General features: G+C 67.5%; 12 protein-coding genes and 1 other RNA gene. 9 read left to right on the forward strand and 4 right to left on the reverse strand.

Features of this window, described 5'->3' with window-relative positions; all coding sequences use genetic code 11:
- From AC3WMU_RS18405 to AC3WMU_RS18445, 9 genes are all read left to right on the forward strand, one after another.
- Entirely contained in the window at positions 1 to 3,447 is a 3,447-nt protein-coding gene (locus tag AC3WMU_RS18405) for a UvrD-helicase domain-containing protein (RefSeq protein WP_492282787.1), read from the forward strand.
- A 565-nt stretch (positions 3,448 to 4,012) separates the two neighbouring features.
- Positions 4,013 to 4,110, forward strand: an RNA gene (gene ffs / locus AC3WMU_RS18410) — signal recognition particle sRNA small type.
- 151 nt (positions 4,111 to 4,261) lie between these two features.
- Positions 4,262 to 6,484 (forward strand): DNA polymerase III subunit gamma/tau, encoded by a 2,223-nt coding sequence (locus AC3WMU_RS18415; protein ID WP_492282788.1) that lies wholly within the window; start codon positions 4,262 to 4,264, stop codon positions 6,482 to 6,484.
- A 44-nt stretch (positions 6,485 to 6,528) separates the two neighbouring features.
- Complete coding sequence (locus AC3WMU_RS18420) at positions 6,529 to 6,855, forward strand: YbaB/EbfC family nucleoid-associated protein (protein ID WP_006221090.1); 327 nt, start codon at positions 6,529 to 6,531, stop codon at positions 6,853 to 6,855.
- A 21-nt stretch (positions 6,856 to 6,876) separates the two neighbouring features.
- Entirely contained in the window at positions 6,877 to 7,485 is a 609-nt protein-coding gene (recR, locus tag AC3WMU_RS18425; protein WP_006222855.1) for a recombination mediator RecR, read from the forward strand.
- A 68-nt stretch (positions 7,486 to 7,553) separates the two neighbouring features.
- On the forward strand, positions 7,554 to 8,813 hold the full coding sequence (locus AC3WMU_RS18430; protein WP_006222856.1) for a CaiB/BaiF CoA transferase family protein: 1,260 nt from the start codon (positions 7,554 to 7,556) through the stop codon (positions 8,811 to 8,813).
- Positions 8,814 to 8,824: 11 nt separating this feature from the next.
- Positions 8,825 to 9,865 carry an ABC transporter substrate-binding protein gene (locus AC3WMU_RS18435; protein WP_006222857.1) on the forward strand — a complete coding sequence of 347 codons (1,041 nt, stop codon included), beginning with the start codon at positions 8,825 to 8,827 and terminating at the stop codon, positions 9,863 to 9,865.
- Positions 9,858 to 10,667, forward strand: coding sequence for an ABC transporter ATP-binding protein (locus AC3WMU_RS18440; RefSeq protein WP_006222858.1), 810 nt, complete (start codon positions 9,858 to 9,860; stop codon positions 10,665 to 10,667). Before AC3WMU_RS18435 ends, AC3WMU_RS18440 begins: the two co-directional genes overlap by 8 nt.
- Before the next feature lie 3 nt (positions 10,668 to 10,670).
- Positions 10,671 to 11,465, forward strand: coding sequence for an ABC transporter permease (locus AC3WMU_RS18445; RefSeq protein ID WP_006222859.1), 795 nt, complete (start codon positions 10,671 to 10,673; stop codon positions 11,463 to 11,465).
- Positions 11,466 to 11,517: 52 nt separating this feature from the next.
- On the opposite strand, the gene AC3WMU_RS18450 is transcribed toward AC3WMU_RS18445, so the two are convergent.
- From AC3WMU_RS18450 to AC3WMU_RS18465, 4 genes are read right to left on the reverse strand one after another with little or no spacing between them, the layout of a single operon-like run.
- On the reverse strand, positions 11,518 to 12,093 hold the full coding sequence (locus tag AC3WMU_RS18450) for a biliverdin-producing heme oxygenase (protein ID WP_035212367.1): 576 nt from the start codon (positions 12,091 to 12,093) through the stop codon (positions 11,518 to 11,520).
- Between the two features lie 9 nt (positions 12,094 to 12,102).
- A complete protein-coding gene (locus AC3WMU_RS18455) occupies positions 12,103 to 12,753 on the reverse strand; it encodes a hypothetical protein (protein WP_492282789.1) in 651 nt (216 codons plus the stop codon).
- 13 nt (positions 12,754 to 12,766) lie between these two features.
- A complete protein-coding gene (locus AC3WMU_RS18460) occupies positions 12,767 to 13,123 on the reverse strand; it encodes a response regulator (RefSeq protein WP_234704744.1) in 357 nt (118 codons plus the stop codon).
- A 26-nt stretch (positions 13,124 to 13,149) separates the two neighbouring features.
- Positions 13,150 to 15,339: an ATP-binding protein gene (locus AC3WMU_RS18465; protein WP_492282790.1), complete on the reverse strand. Its 2,190-nt coding sequence runs from the start codon at positions 15,337 to 15,339 to the stop codon at positions 13,150 to 13,152.
- Positions 15,340 to 15,370: the final 31 nt, after the last annotated feature.

A 15,370-nucleotide genomic window follows, 5' to 3' on the forward strand; every position in this document is an offset into this window, starting at 1 on the left:
ATGGCTGAACAAGAACGCTTGCCGCAGGACCACGCCGCGCGCACCGACGCGCTGGACCCCACCCGTTCGTTTCTGGTGCAGGCCCCCGCGGGGTCGGGCAAGACTGAACTGCTGACCGACCGCATCCTGGCCCTGTTGGCCACGGTGAACCGTCCGGAAGAGATCGTCGCCATCACCTTCACGCGCAAGGCCGCGTCCGAAATGCACGCCCGCGTGCTGAGCAAGCTGCGCCGCGGGCTGGAGGGGCCGCCCGAGGCCATGCACGAACGCCGCAGCTGGGAGCTGGCCCGTGCCGCGCTGGCGCGCAACGAAGCGCAGGGCTGGCATCTGCTGGATCACCCGGCGCGCCTGGCCATCCGCACCATCGATTCCTTCTGCGCGGGGCTGGTGCGCAGCATGCCGTGGCTGTCGGAACTGGGCGGCATGCCCGAGATCACCGATGACGCCCGCGCGAACTACGAAGCCGCGGCGCGCGCCACGCTTGATCTGGCCGACGAGTACGACGCCGTGCGCGTGCTGCTGCAGCATCTGGACGTGGACGTGCAGGCCGCCAAGGACGCCATTGCCGACATGCTGGGCCAACGCGACCAATGGCTGCCGCTGCTGCGTCACGGTTCCGACCGCGCGGGCATGGAAGCCATGCTGGCCGAGGCCATCGGCGAAGACCTTGACGCGCTGAGCGAAGCGATGCCGTACGGCTGGGCCGAAGCGCTGTGCGGGCCCGCCCGGCTGGCTGCCACCCACTTGCAGGACGGCGAAGACGACAACAAGCTGCTGGCGCTGCTGGACTGGACGGAAGAGCTGCCGCCGGACGCCGAGGTGCTGGACCAGTGGCGCGCGGTGGCGCATCTGTTGCTGACCGGCACGGGCAGCCTGCGCAAGACGGTCAACAAGAACCTGGGCTTTCCGGCCAAGTGCGCGCACAAGGAACCCTTTGTGGCGTGGCTGGAAGCAGCGGACGGGCAGGCCGCCTGGGTGCGCCGCCTGAACGCCGTGCGCGACATCCCGGAACCGCGCTTCACTGATGCGCAGTGGGAAGTGCTGGGCGCCCAGTTGATGACCCTGGCGCTGGCCGTGGCGCAGTTGCGCCTGCGCTTCGCGGATACGGGTGAAGTCGACTTCATCGAGATCGCGCAGCGCGCGGCATCGGCGCTGGGCAGCGCCGATGATCCGGGCGAATTGCTGTTGAAGCTGGATGCGTCGATCCGCCATCTGCTGATCGACGAATTCCAGGACACCAGCCAGACGCAGCTGGACCTGTTGCGCACGTTGACCTCCGGCTGGCAGGCGGGCGATGGCCGTAGTCTGTTCCTGGTGGGCGACCCCATGCAGTCCATCTACCGTTTCCGCAAGGCCGAAGTGGGCCTGTTCCTGGAAGTGGCGGATATCGGCGTGGGCGAGTTACAGCCCGATTTCCTGAACCTGACCGACAACTTCCGGTCGCAGGCCGGCATCGTCGATTGGGTGAACCGGTCGTTCGTGTCGTTGTTGCCCAAGCGCAGCGACGCCGCCGCGGGCGCGATCGCCTACAGCCCGTCCACGGCATTCCACGACGCGCTGCCGGACCCGGCGGTGCGCTTTCATCCCGCCTGGTCGCGCGCCGGCGCGGCGCCCGCCGAAGAGCAGGCCGAAGACATCGCGGTGGGGCTGGTGCGCCAGGCATTGGTCGACCACAAGGGCGCCAAGCATCCGGTCGCGGTGCTGGTGCGCGCCCGCAGCCACCTGGGCAACCTGACCCGCCGTCTGGCGCAGGAGGGCATCCGTTGCCGCGCCGTGGACCTGGTGCCGCTGGCCTTGCGGCCGGTGGTGGCGGACCTGGTGCAATTGGTGCGCGCGCTGTCGCATCCCGGCGACCGGCTGGCGTGGCTGTCGGTGCTGCGCGCGCCCTATTGCGGCCTGACGCTGACGTCCTTGCAACGCCTGTTCGGCGACGACCACATCACCCCGGTGCCGGTGCTGCTCGAGCGCGCTTTGCGCATCGTGCGGCCGACATTGCCAGCGGCGGTGGACACGGCGCCGCAAGGCTCCCTGTTCGACGCCGCCCCGGCCGCACCCGAATCCCCGTCGGCGCAGGCGCTGCTCAGCGCCGACGAATTCGAGCGCCTGCGCCAGGTGGCGGCCGTCTTGCTGGACAAGCGCAACGACTCCGGCGCCATGCCATTCGCGGCGTGGGTGGAATCGCTGTGGCGCCGCCTGGGCGGCCCCGCGCTATATGCCGGTCTGTCGGTGGCCAATGACGCGGAAAGCCTTTTCCAGTTGGTCGAACGCCTGGCACCGCACGGCGGCATCGACCCCGCAGCGCTGGACGCAGGCATATCGAGGCTCTTCGCCGCGCCCGATGCGGCGGACGAGGACGACGGCGCGGTCGAGATCATGACCATGCACAAGTCCAAGGGCCTGCAATTCGAAACCGTCATCCTGTACGGCCTGCACCGCGCGCCGCGCGGCGACCAGGCGCCGTTGGTGCGTTTCGAGCAAAGCGGCGGCCGCGTGCTGTTCGGTCCGGTCAAGCCGCGCGCCGAAACCGAGGCCGACCCGGTCTCGCGCTACCTGGGCGCACGCGAGGCGCGCCGCGCCTCGTACGAAATCGATCGGCTGTTGTACGTGGCGGCCACCCGGGCGCGCAAGCGCCTGCATCTGGTGGGGCACGTGTCGCTCGACGAGGCCACGGGGCAGATCAAGACCCCGCCCGCGGCCAGCCTCCTGGGCCGCCTGTGGCCCTGCCTGGAAACGCCGGTGCCGCCGTCATTGCAAGGCGAAGCCGAACCCGACGCCGCCGACGGCCCGGAGTGGCAGGGTGAACCTTTGCGGCGGGTGGCAAGCGTCGGCCTGGCGCAATTGGCGCGCTTGTCCGACATCACCGTCAGCCCCGGCTTTGGCGCCGCCGCCCGCGGCGCCTGGGGCGACGGCAGCGAACATCCCGCCTGGCAACTGGAAGCCGGCTACGACGCCGCCATCGGCACCCTGGCCCACGCATGGCTCGCCCGCATCGGCCAGGACGGCGTGCACGCATGGCCCGCCGACGCCCTGGAAGACCGCCTGCCCGCCATGCGCCGCCAACTGACGCGCGCAGGCATCCCCGCCAGCCAGGCAGACGCCGCCGCCGAAGCCGTGCTGGAAACCCTGCAGGCCACGCTATCGGACGACCGCGGCCTGTGGCTGCTATCCCAATCCGGCGCCCGCCGCGAATGGCCACTGATCGACGCCGCCGGCAAGGTATCCGTCATCGATCTGGCGTTGAGTACCGAAGACGGTTGGCTGATCGTCGACTACAAAACCGGCCGCCCCCACCCCGGCGAACCCCCCGCCGCCTTCGCCACCCGCATGCGCCAGCGCCACGGCGAACAACTGCTGCGCTACTGCACCCAGGTCACCGCCCTGGACGGCCGCGTAGCCCGAGCCGCCCTGTACTTCCCCCGAGCCAAAGCCTGGATAGATCTGCAATAGCGATTTCGTCAGCAACCTGCACGATGGGTTGCGCGCGCTGGCCGCCGTCCCCCTAAAGACGACACCCGCGCGCTCCACCCATCCTACGCATCCACGCCCAAGCCAGAGGACCGCGCCGAAGCCAGAGGACCGTGCCCAGCCAGAGGACCACGCCCAAGCATAGGACCACGCCCAGCCGGAGGACCGTGCCCAAGCCGGAAGATCGCGCCCAGCCAGAGGACCGTGCCCAAGCCGGAGGATCGCGCCCAGCCAGAGGACCGCACCCGAGCCAGAGGACCACACCCAGCGAGAGGACCACACCCAGCCAGAGGACCGCGCCCAAGCCAAAGAACCACGCCCAGGCCAGAAGACAAAGCCCCGAGACAGCCCTCGCAAAGCAAAGCGAGCAAAGCGAAGCGAACAAGCAAGGCAAAGCGAAGCGAGCCAAAAATGGCAAGCGAAGCAAAGCCATCTCTCCCTCCCCCTCGGGGGGAGGGCCGGGGAGGGGGCAACATACCGCCCCTCAGGGGCCCGCCAACCGGAAGGCTGCAAGCAAGCGAAGCGCAGCTCTGCTAGAATTCCGGTTGGCGGGCCCCTCCGCATGGTTCGACGGTGAACCTGGTCAGGTCGGGAACGAAGCAGCCATAGTCGTTTAGGGTCAGTGCCGGAGTAAGGCTCGCCAACCGGATTCTTCAAAGCAACGGGTAGTCATTCAACCCACCGCTCGATTGCTTTCAAGGGGGACGGGGTTATTTTCCAGGGATTCGTTCCACGGGAATAAGCCCGTCCCCTTTGCATTTCAGCCAGCACGCGAAACAGGCTCTACAATCCAGCCATGACTTATCTGGTACTGGCCCGCAAGTGGCGGCCGCGATCGTTCGATACCCTCGTGGGACAGGATCACGTGGTGCGCGCGTTGACTCATGCGCTCGACACCCAACGCCTGCACCATGCCTGGTTGTTCACCGGCACCCGGGGCGTGGGCAAGACCACGCTGTCACGGATCCTGGCCAAATCGCTCAACTGTGAAACCGGCATCACGTCCAAGCCGTGCGGCGTCTGCCGCGCGTGCACGGAAATCGACGCCGGGCGGTTTGTCGACTACCTGGAGCTGGACGCGGCCTCGAACCGCGGCGTCGAAGAGATGACGCAGCTGCTTGAGCAGGCGGTGTACTCGCCGGGCGCGGGCCGCTTCAAGGTCTACATGATCGACGAAGTGCACATGCTGACGGGCCACGCCTTCAACGCCATGTTGAAGACGCTGGAAGAGCCGCCCCCGCACGTCAAATTCATCCTGGCCACGACCGATCCGCAGAAGATCCCGGTGACGGTGCTGTCGCGCTGCCTTCAGTTCAACCTGAAGCAGATGCCGGCCGACTCCATCGTCGGGCACTTGCAGGCCGTGCTGGGTCAGGAAGAAGTCGCTTTCGAAGTGCCGGCCTTGCGGCTGATCGGGCAGGCCGCCCAGGGGTCCATGCGCGATGCGCTGTCCCTGACCGACCAGGCCATCGCCTACAGCGCCGGCAACATGACCGAGGACGCCGTGCGCGGCATGCTCGGCACCATCGACCAACGCCACCTGGTGCGCCTGCTGGACGCCCTGTCCGCCGGCGACGCCAAGGGCGTGCTGGCGGTGGCCGACGAACTGGCGACCCGTGGCTTGTCCTATGCCGGTGCGCTGGCCGATCTGGCCGTGCTGCTCTCGCGCGTGGCGATCGAGCAGCGGGTGACCGGGGTGACGCCGGCCGAAGACCCGCTGGCGGCCGATATCGCCCGCCTGGCGCTCGGCTTGCATCCCGACGCCGTGCAGCTGTTCTATTCGGTGGCCGTGCATAGCCGCAGCGAACTGACGCTGGCCCCGGACGAGTACGCGGGCTTCATCATGGCCTGCCTGCGCATGCTGGCGCTCAACGGGGATGCCGGTCCGCAAACCGCGCTGGAAGCGCCCGCCGCGCCCGCCCGCCAAGTGGCGGAGCCGGCCGTCGCGTCCGCTGCGCCGGCAGCGGCCCCCACCGCTGTGACTGCGCCTGCCGTGGCTGCAGCCCCAGCCCCCGCCGTGGCGCCCGCTTTGGCCCCGGCAGTCGTGCCGCCGGTTGCCCCGGTTGCAGCGCCGGTTGCCGCTCCGGCCGTCGCCGCGGCGCCTGCCGTTGCGCCGGAGCCGGTCGCGCCCGCCGCGCCGGTCGAAGCCGCCGCCCCGTCCCCCGCTGCGACGGCTCTCGAAGCCGCCCCTCAAGTCGACTCCCAAGCCGACCCCGAACCCACCCCCTCCGCCCCGCAAGCCGCGGCAAGCGGCAGCGTGCCACCCTGGGAAGACCTACCGGCCGAGGCGGCCGTAGCGCCCGACACTGCCGCTGCCGCCAAGGCAGCCGGTTCCGCGGCGCTGGCGGTCACTCCCGCGGTGGCGGCCGTGCTGGCCAGCGCACCGCCCGAATCCGATGACGGCGGTCCGCCTTCCTGGGTCGACGAAGAAATCCCGTTCGAAGCCGAAGGCGGCTTTGTCCCGGATGGCGGCTTCACGTCCGATCCGGACGATGACAATTTCGAAACCCTGGCCAGCGCGCCGTCGGCCGCACCCGTTTCGGCTGCCCCGGCCCGGCGCGAAGGCCCGGCGCCGGCGCGCAAGCGCGCGGGCGGCTCAGGCCAATCGCGCGCCCGCATGACGGACATGACGTCCGCCGGCTGGCCCGAACTGGCCGCGCGCCTGCCTGTCACCGGGCTAGCGGCGGAACTGGCGCGCCAGAGCGAATGGGCCGGCGTGCAGGGCGATGCAATCGTCCTGCGCGTAGCTGTGAAGACGCTGGCCGAAAGCGAAAGCCGGGTCCGCCTGCAAACCGTCTTGTGCGAACATTTCGGTCAGGGCATCCGGCTGGATGTGGAAGTCGGCGTCACGGGCGACGCCACGGCGCATGCCGTGGCGAAGGCCGAGCGCGCCGCGCGCCAGCAGGCCGCGGAAGACGCCGTGGCCGTCGATCCTTTTGTACAAGCGTTGTTGGCCGATTTCGGAGGCCAGGTCGTACCCGGCTCCATCCGCCACGTTGATCCCCCGGCCGCTGCCTGAGGCGGCGGCAATCTCTTATTCCCCTCGTTCAAGGAACATCCATCATGATGAAAGGACAACTGGCCGGCCTGATGCGCCAGGCGCAGCAGATGCAGGAAAACATGAAGAAGGCGCAAGACGCGCTGGCCGAGATCCTGGTCGAAGGCGCGTCCGGCGGCGGCCTGGTCAAGGTCACCATGACCTGCCGCCACGACGTCAAGCGCGTCGTGATCGATCCGTCGCTGTTGGGCGACGACAAGGACATGCTGGAAGACCTGGTCGCTGCCGCGTTCAACGACGCGCTGCGCAAGGCTGAAACCACGTCCCAGGAAAAGATGGCGGGCGTTACCGCCGGCATGCCGCTGCCCCCGGGCATGAAGCTGCCCTTCTGATCGACGCCGCTCAGGGCTGCAATGGATCCCTTACTGCCTGAACCCGAACCGCTGGTGTCGCTGATCGAGGCGCTGCGCCGCTTGCCCGGCGTGGGCGTGCGATCGGCCAGACGCATGGCGTACCACCTGCTGCAGCATGACCCGCAAGGCGCGGACATGCTGGGGCAGGCGCTGGCCGGCGCGGTGCGGGATCTGAAGCATTGCGCGCGGTGCAACAGCTTTTCGGAAGAAGATGTCTGCGGCACCTGCGCCAATCCCAAGCGTGATCCTTCGCTCTTGTGCATCGTGGAAACCCCGGCCGACCAGAACATGATCGAGTCCAGCCACGGCTACCGCGGCCTGTACTACGTGTTGATGGGCCGGGTGGCGCCGCTTGAGGGCATCGGCCCGCGCGAACTCGACTTCGACCGGGTCATCAAGCGGGCGACCGACGGCATGGTGCAGGAAGTGATCCTGGCCACCAACTTCACCGCCGAAGGCGAAACCACCGCCCACTTCCTGGGCGAAGCGCTGGGCGAACGCGGCCTGCGCGTGACGCGTCTGGCGCGCGGGGTGCCGGCCGGCAGTGAACTGGAATACGTGGATGCCGGCACGATCGCCTGGGCCTTGATGGAGCGGAAAACCACCTGAGGCTCGCCGCATCACAATAGCCCGCCGGCAACGTATCGGCGCGGCAGAAAACGTGAGGAAGACAAACCATGTCAGCGCTGACCGGACTCAAGGTCCTGGAACTCGGCACGCTCATCGCCGGCCCCTTTGCCGCGCGCATCTTCGGCGAATTCGGCGCCGATGTCATCAAGGTGGAAACGCCGCATGGGCCTGACGGCACGGGCGGCGGAGACCCCATCCGCAGCTGGCGTCATCTGCACGAGGGCAATTCGCTCTGGTGGACGGTGCAGGCCCGCAACAAGCAATCCATCGCCCTGAATCTGAAAGACCCGCGTGCCCAGGAGATCGCCCGCAAGCTGGCGCTGGACGCCGATGTCGTGGTCGAAAACTACCGGCCGGGCGTGCTGGAGAAATGGGGTTTGGGCTTTGAGCAACTGCGCGCCATCAATCCCGCCTTGATCATGGTGCGGCTGTCGGGCTACGGCCAGACCGGCCCCATGAAAGACCAGCCGGGCTTCGGCGCCATCGGCGAATCGATGGGCGGCTTGCGCTACGTGTCCGGCCATCCCGACCGGCCGCCGCTGCGGGTCGGCATTTCCATCGGCGATTCGATTGCCGCGCTGCATGGCGTGATTGGCGCCATGATGGCGCTGCGCCACCGCGACGCCACGGGCGGCCGCTGGAACGGCAAGACGGGCGAGGCCTGCCAGGCCGGGCAGGGCCAGATGGTGGACGTGGCCCTGTACGAGGCCGTCTTCAACATGATGGAAAGCCTGGTTCCCGAATACGACGTGGCCGGCGTGGTGCGTGAACGCACCGGCGGCGCGCTGCCGGGCATCGTGCCGTCCAATACCTACACCACCCGCGACGGCCAGAACGTCGTCATCGCGGGCAACGGCGACGCCATCTTCCATCGCTTGATGCGCGCCATCGGCCGGGACGATCTGGCCGAAGACCCTGAACTGGTGCGCAACGACGGGCGTGCGCGCCGCGTCGAAGAGATTGACGGCGCCATCCAGCAATGGTGCGGCGGCCGCGGCATCGACGAGGCGCTGGGCGTGCTGAAAGGCGCGGACGTGCCTGTCGGCAAGATCTACAGCGTGGCCGACATGTTCAGCGATCCGCAATTCCTGGCGCGCCAGATGATCGAACAGCACCACTTCGCCGACGGCAGTCCCGTCAAGCTGCCGGCGGTGGTTCCCAAGCTGTCGGAGACCCCCGGCCAGACGCGCTGGGTGGGCCCGGCATTAGGGGAACATACCGAGGAAGTCCTGAAATCGCTGGGGTATGATTCAGCGGCTATTGATGAGCTGGCGAAGACCGGCGCTATCGGTAAACCCGACAATTAGGAGACAACCACATGTCAGTTACCCGCCGTGACTTGCTCAAGATGGCCGGCGCTGCCGGCGTCATGGGCATGGCGCCCGCCATCGTGCGCGCACAGAAGCTTGAAAAGACCAAGGTCCAGATCGCCGTCGGCGGCAAGCCCCTGATCTACTACCTCCCCTTGTCCATCGCAGAAGCCCGCGGCTACTTCAAAGATGAAGGACTGGACGTCAGCATCGCCGACTTCGCCGGCGGCTCCAAGGCGTTGCAGGCCGTGGTGGGTGGCAGCGCCGACGTGGTGTCGGGCGCGTTCGAGCACACGCTGTCGATGCAGTCCAAGGGCCAGGCCTACCGCGCCTTCGTGCTGCAGGGCCGCGCGCCGATGATCGGCGTGGGCGTGTCGAAGAAGAACCTGCCCAACTACAAGGGCCCGGCCGACTTGAAGGGCAAGAAGATCGGCGTGACCGCGCCGGGCTCGTCCACCAACATGGTGGTCAGCTTCTTCCTGGCCAAGCACGGCCTGAAGGCGTCCGACGTTTCCATCATCGGCGTGGGCGCTGGCGCAGGCGCCGTGACGGCCTTGCGCAGCGGCCAGATCGACGCCATCTCCAACACCGACCCCGTGGTGTCGATGCTGGAAATGCCGGGCGACATCCAGATCATCGTCGATACGCGCACCCTGAAAGACACCCAGGACATCTTCGGCGGCAACATGCCGGCCGGTTGCCTGTACGCGCCGCAGGCGTTCATCGACGCCAATCCGAACACGACCCAGGCGCTGACCAATGCGCTGGTCCGCGCAGACAAGTGGATCCAGAAGGCAGGCCCCGACGAGATCGCCAAGATCGTGCCGGAAACCTATCTGCTGGGCGATCCGGCCGTCTACAAGGCCGCCATCGCCAAGAGCCTGGAAGGCCTGTCGCCTGACGGCATGATCCCCGAAGACGGCGCCGCGACCGCGTTGAAGGCCCTGGCTGCCTATCAGGCGGATTTCGACGGCGCGAAGATCGACCCTTCCAAGGTCTGGACCAACGATTTCGCGCGCCGCGCCAACGAGAAGTATGCCAATGGCTGAAGCCGCGCTGTCGCTGGAAAATATCAGTTGCACCTTTGTGTCGCGTGACGACCGGTCACAGCGCTACACCGCCGTCAGCGATACGACCCTGGCCATCGCGCCAGGGGAGTTCGTGTCGGTGGTGGGGCCCACCGGTTGCGGAAAATCCACCTTGCTCAACGTCGGCGCCGGCTTGCTGGCGCCGTCGTCGGGACGGGTGTTGGTCTTCGGCCAACCCCTGACGGGCATCAACGCGCGGGCGGGCTACATGTTCCAGGGCGAGGCGCTTTTGCCCTGGCGCAGCGCGCTGGACAACGTAGTGGCCGGGCTGGATTTCGCCGGCGTGCCGCGCCCCGAAGCGCTGGAGCGCGGCCGGGAGTGGATGCGCCGTGTGGGCCTGGGCGGCTTTGAAAGCCGGTATCCGCACCAGATGTCGGGCGGCATGCGCAAGCGCGCCATGCTGGCCCAGACGCTGATCCGCGATCCGGACATCATCCTGATGGACGAACCGTTTTCCGCGCTGGACATCCAGACGCGCCAGTTGATGGAAAACGAAGTGCTGGAGCTGTGGATGGCCAAGCGCAAGGCCGTGCTGTTCATCACGCACGACCTGGACGAAGCCATCGCGATGAGCGACCGTGTGATCGTGCTGTCGGCAGGGCCGGGCACGCATCCGATCGGCGAATTCGTGATCGACCTGCCGCGTCCGCGCGACGTGGCCGAGGTGCGCGCCCATCCGCGTTTCGTCGAGCTGCATACGGCCATCTGGGCGGTGCTGCGCGAAGAAGTCCTCAAGGGCTATGCCCAACAGAAGCGAGCCTGAGGTATGTCGAAGTCATTCAAATCCGGTTCCGCCAGCCTGCGCTTCTGGCAACTGCTGCTGCTGGTCGTCATTCTGGGCGTCTGGCATTTCGCATCGCGCGATTCGAAGGTGGCGTTCTTCTTCGGCGAGCCGCTGAAGGTCTGGGGCCGCATCTGGGCCTGGTTCGTCACCAACGCGGATATCTACACGCACCTTTGGGTGACCCTGACCGAAACCGTGCTGGCGTTCTTCATCGGCACCATCGCCGGCCTGGGCTTCGGCCTGTGGCTTGGGTTGTCGCCGCGCGCAAGCGCCATCCTCGATCCCTACATCAAGGCCGCCAACTCGATGCCGCGCGTCATTCTGGCGCCCATCTTCGGGATGTGGTTCGGGCTGGGGATCTGGTCCAAGGTGGCGCTGGCGGTCACGCTGGTGTTCTTCATCGTGTTCTTCAACGTCTACCAGGGCGTGCGCGAAGTCAGCCCCACCTTGCTGGACAACGCCCGCATGCTGGGCGCGCGCAAACGCCAGTTGCTGCGCCACGTCTATCTGCCGTCCGCCACCAGCTGGGTGTTCTCCAGCCTGCATACGTCCGTGGGCCTGGCCTTCGTGGGCGCCGTGGTCGGGGAATACCTGGGCTCGGCAAGCGGCGTGGGCTACCTGATCCTGCAAGCGGAAGGCACGTTCGACGTGAATACGGTGTTCGCGGGCATCGTCGTGCTGACGGCGTTCGCGCTGGTGCTGGACTACATCGTCGGCATCGGTGAAAAGCGCCTGATGAAGTGGCAGCCCAAATCGGGCGAAACCGAAAAGCTGTAGCCCGGCTGTCCGGCGGCGGCACATCAGCCGCCGCACGGGCGGGCCAGGGAGCTCAGGCCCGCAGCGCCTGCCGGCTGTGCAGCCAGGCTGTCAGGCTGTCAAAGGCGTCACGGGCGCCTTGCAGGGCATGGGCCTCGCTTCCCTGGGCCCCGGCCTCGCTGTCCAGATACTGCAGAAACGCTTTCCACATCGGCCCCACCTGTTCGCCGTAGCCACGCAGATAGCGCAGCGGCAGGGCAGGAGTGACGTCGGCCAGGTGCTTGGCCAGGAAGCGTCCGCCCAATTGCGACCCCTCCACCACGTAGGCCACACCCAAGGCGTAAGCGTTCGCCGCATCCACGCGAGGCGCATCCGCGCATTGCGGCACAGGCGCGGCATCCCCGGCATCGGCCAGATCGGCGCGGATCCAGTCGCTCTTGCCCGCACGTGTGCCGGCTTGCAGGCTGTCCGGCCAGTCCAATTGCCAGAGCCGCTGCTCCAGCGGTTCCAGCCAGCCCAGCAAGGCGCGCAGGTAATTCAGATAATCGGCGCGGTCCACGTCGCCGCTGGTCAGGGCCAGGCCCTGGTCCAGCGTTTCGTGCCTGTCACGCGTGCCTTCTCGAAGCACCTGATGAACGGGGGAAATCATGTCGGCCACTCACTTGTCGAGGGTGGGGGCAGGCAGGTGCAGCGTCCAATGATGCGTTTGACGCTCCAGGCGCCAGCCTGATGCGGCCGCAAGAAGGTCGACTTCCTGCGGATCGAAAGCGGTGGGCTGGACTTCGCTGAAGTCCGCAGCCGCGGAGAAACGGGCGTGCCAGGCATCCGCCTGTGAAAAATCCAGCGTCAGCGACGCGCCGGCGGGCAGCGCCGGCAGCAGGCACAGCAACCACGCCAGCAGCAGGTAGCGCGACGCGAATTGCGCCAACTGCACCGCGGCGATGTCTTCGGACCAGGTGACGCTGCGCCCGGACAGCAGCAGGTGCGAGAACATGAGCTTACGGCATTCACACAGCAAGGCCTCGGCCGATGTGGACGCGTTTTGGTCGACCAGCCACTGATCCAGGTCGCGAACGATGGCGACGCTGTCTTCGAGCATGCCCGTCAGATCGCCGGCCAGCCTGTGGCAACGTTGTTGCAGGGCGTCGGGGCTGGCGCCTTCAGGACTCTGGCGCAACATGGCGGCCGCCAGCGTGGCGTTCGAGAGCGGGCCGACCACCTCGTGGCGAAGCACGGGAAAGACCTGGGCCAGCACCTTCAGGCGCACGCCGTGCGCGGCCAGGGTTTGCAGGAGCGTTGGGGTCGGCATCGGGGTTGCCACGCTAATGCGCCTGGCGCAGGATGGCCAGCAGCGCGTCGGGGTCGGCGGGCTTTTCGATCCAGCCGTTGAACATGCTGTCGGTGTCGTCGCGCCGTTCCTGGCGGGCCAGTCCGCTCAGCGCATAGATGCGGGGAGGACTGCCGCGTGCGCGCAGCTTGGCGGCCAGCTCGTAGCCGTCCATGTCGGGCAGCAGGATGTCCACCAGCACGGCCTCGGGGGCAAAGCTGTCGGCCAGTTCCAGGGCGGCTTCGCCGGTGGCGGCGCACCGCGTTTCCACGCCCGAAAGCGCCAGGAACTCGGCAAGCAGCTCCGAGCCCATTTCATTATCGTCAACCAGCAGGACGCGAATCGCGCGCACGTCGTTCAAAAGGGTACCTCCAGAAATCAAAGGGCGGGCGCATCGCGCAGGTCGCGCGGCAGCGTCACCGTGAAAATGACCAGGCCGTCGCGGCATTCGACCGCGATCTCGCCATCATGGTCGCGCACGACCTGATCGGCGATGTACAGGCCCAGTCCCAGGCCATTGCGGTTCCGCGAATGGCCCATCGACTCGGGTTTGAAAGGCGAAAACAGGTGCGTCAGCACCTCTTCCGCGATCGGCGCGCCGTGGTTCACGACACGCAATTCGATATTGTCGCCTACCTGCCGTGCCAGCACATGGATGGGCTGGCGCGGGGCGCCGTGCTGGCGTGCATTGCTCATCAGGTTGGTCACGACCTGGGCGATGCGGTCGGTATCAGCCATCAGTTCCAGGCCGGGCGCCACCTCGGGCTCGATGCGCAACCCAGGATAGGCCTGCCGCTTTTCATCGATCAGGCCGTTGACCAGATCGCTCAGGTTGCACAACCGCTTCTCGATGCCCAGCCCCATGCCGCCCTGCAGGCGGGACAGGTCCAGTACCTGCGAGATCAGCCGTTGCATCCGGCCGCTGGAATACCGGATGCGTTCGCCCATGCGGGCCCCGGAATCCGTCTTGGACAACAGCGTGGCGGCCATGGAGATGGACTGCAGCGGGTCACGCAGGTCGTGGCCCAGCATGGCCAGCAGCGCGGTGCGCGCGCGGTCCACGTCAGCGGCGCGGCTGGTCGCGATGTGGGACAGTTCGTCGCGCAGGTTGTCGGCGGCCTCCCGTTCGGCGGGCAGCCAAGTCGTGCAGGTGTTGCGCACGACTTCGCGCCAGGCATCGAACGAGCCGCGGGGAGTCAGGCGCGGCCCCAGATTGCCGACGGTGTACTGCTTTTCCGGCTTTCCGCCCCACACCAGCGTTTCGATCTGTTCTTTGCGCAGCCAGATCAGCCAGCCGTTGTTCATGGGGTCGAACTTGCAGGCCAGCAGCCCGGCGTAGGGCACCAGGTCGGTCTGCAGGTCAGGATAGTCGCGGGCGATGTTGTCGGTATGCACCAGGCGCTGGCCGCTTTGGTCCAGCGCGCACAGGATGCCGGCCAGTTCGCCGCGCGGCGCGATGCCGCCGAACACGGTAACGCTGTTGCCCCACAAGCAGAGCGCGGCGTCGTTCGGGATCAGCGAGGCGGGCGTCGTGGGGCCGGCGGACAGAGCCAGGTGCAGGTTTTCTGATGCGGATACCCGTTCGGCCAGTTCGCTGACCAACGCTGCATTGCGGCGCATTTCACCGGCGCGTTCGCTGCCTTCGAAATTGGCCAGCGCGGCCGACAGCACCTGAGCCAGCGCTTCGCAGGCCTGGCGGGCCGGGTAGGGGATCGGGCGCGGCGAATGATGGTGGCAGGCAATCATGCCCCACAGCCGGCCGCCGATGACGATCGACAGGCTCATCGACGCTTGCACGCCCATGTTCGCCATGTATTCCAGATGGATCGGCGACACGCTGCGCAACGCGGAAAAGCTCATGTCCAGCGGCTGCGGGTCGGTGCCGGGCGCACCCAGCACGCGGATCGGCGTATAGCGCGCGTCGGCGATCTGGCGCAGGGTGTTGACGGTGTACAGGCGGCGCGCCTGCGCCGGGATGTCGCCGGCCGGATAGCGCCGGCCCACCCAGTCCTCCAGCGACTCGTGGCGTTGCTCGGCCACGATCTCGCCGCTGTCGTCGGGGTGGAATCGGTACGCCATGACGCGGTCGAAACCCGTGGCGCGGCGCACTTCGCGCACGGCGCTTTCCAGCAGGCCCTGGATGTCGCGCTGGTGGCGCACCCGTTCAATACTGCGGTAGATGCGCGCCGGGTCGGCGATGCCCGCCTCCTCGACCCGCAATTCCAGTTCGATGATCGTCAGGCCGTCGACGTTGCGGTGGCCGATCACGTCGTACGTGGCGTGATTCAGCGCAATGGTCAGCGGGTCGAAGATGGGGTCGGGATTGCCCAGCCAGACGGCCAGGTAATGGGCCAGCGCAGGCGGCAGCGCGCCGGGGGCGCACGGCTGGCCGAGTGTCAGCGGCGCACCCAGCACGTCCGGCGCGTTTTCACTGGCGAAGCGCAAGTTGCCGTCTGCGTCGAATGCAATCAGCGCGCCCAGCGGCTGGATGGCGCCCGGTACATGTATCGGTTCGCTATCGCAGTTCGCGAGCGTGACGGGCGGGACGGATTGGGTGGGCGCATTCATTCTGGGTATATACCGGGGACGCGCAATGTGC

Source organism: Achromobacter sp. FW305-C-13, assembly GCF_058783475.1.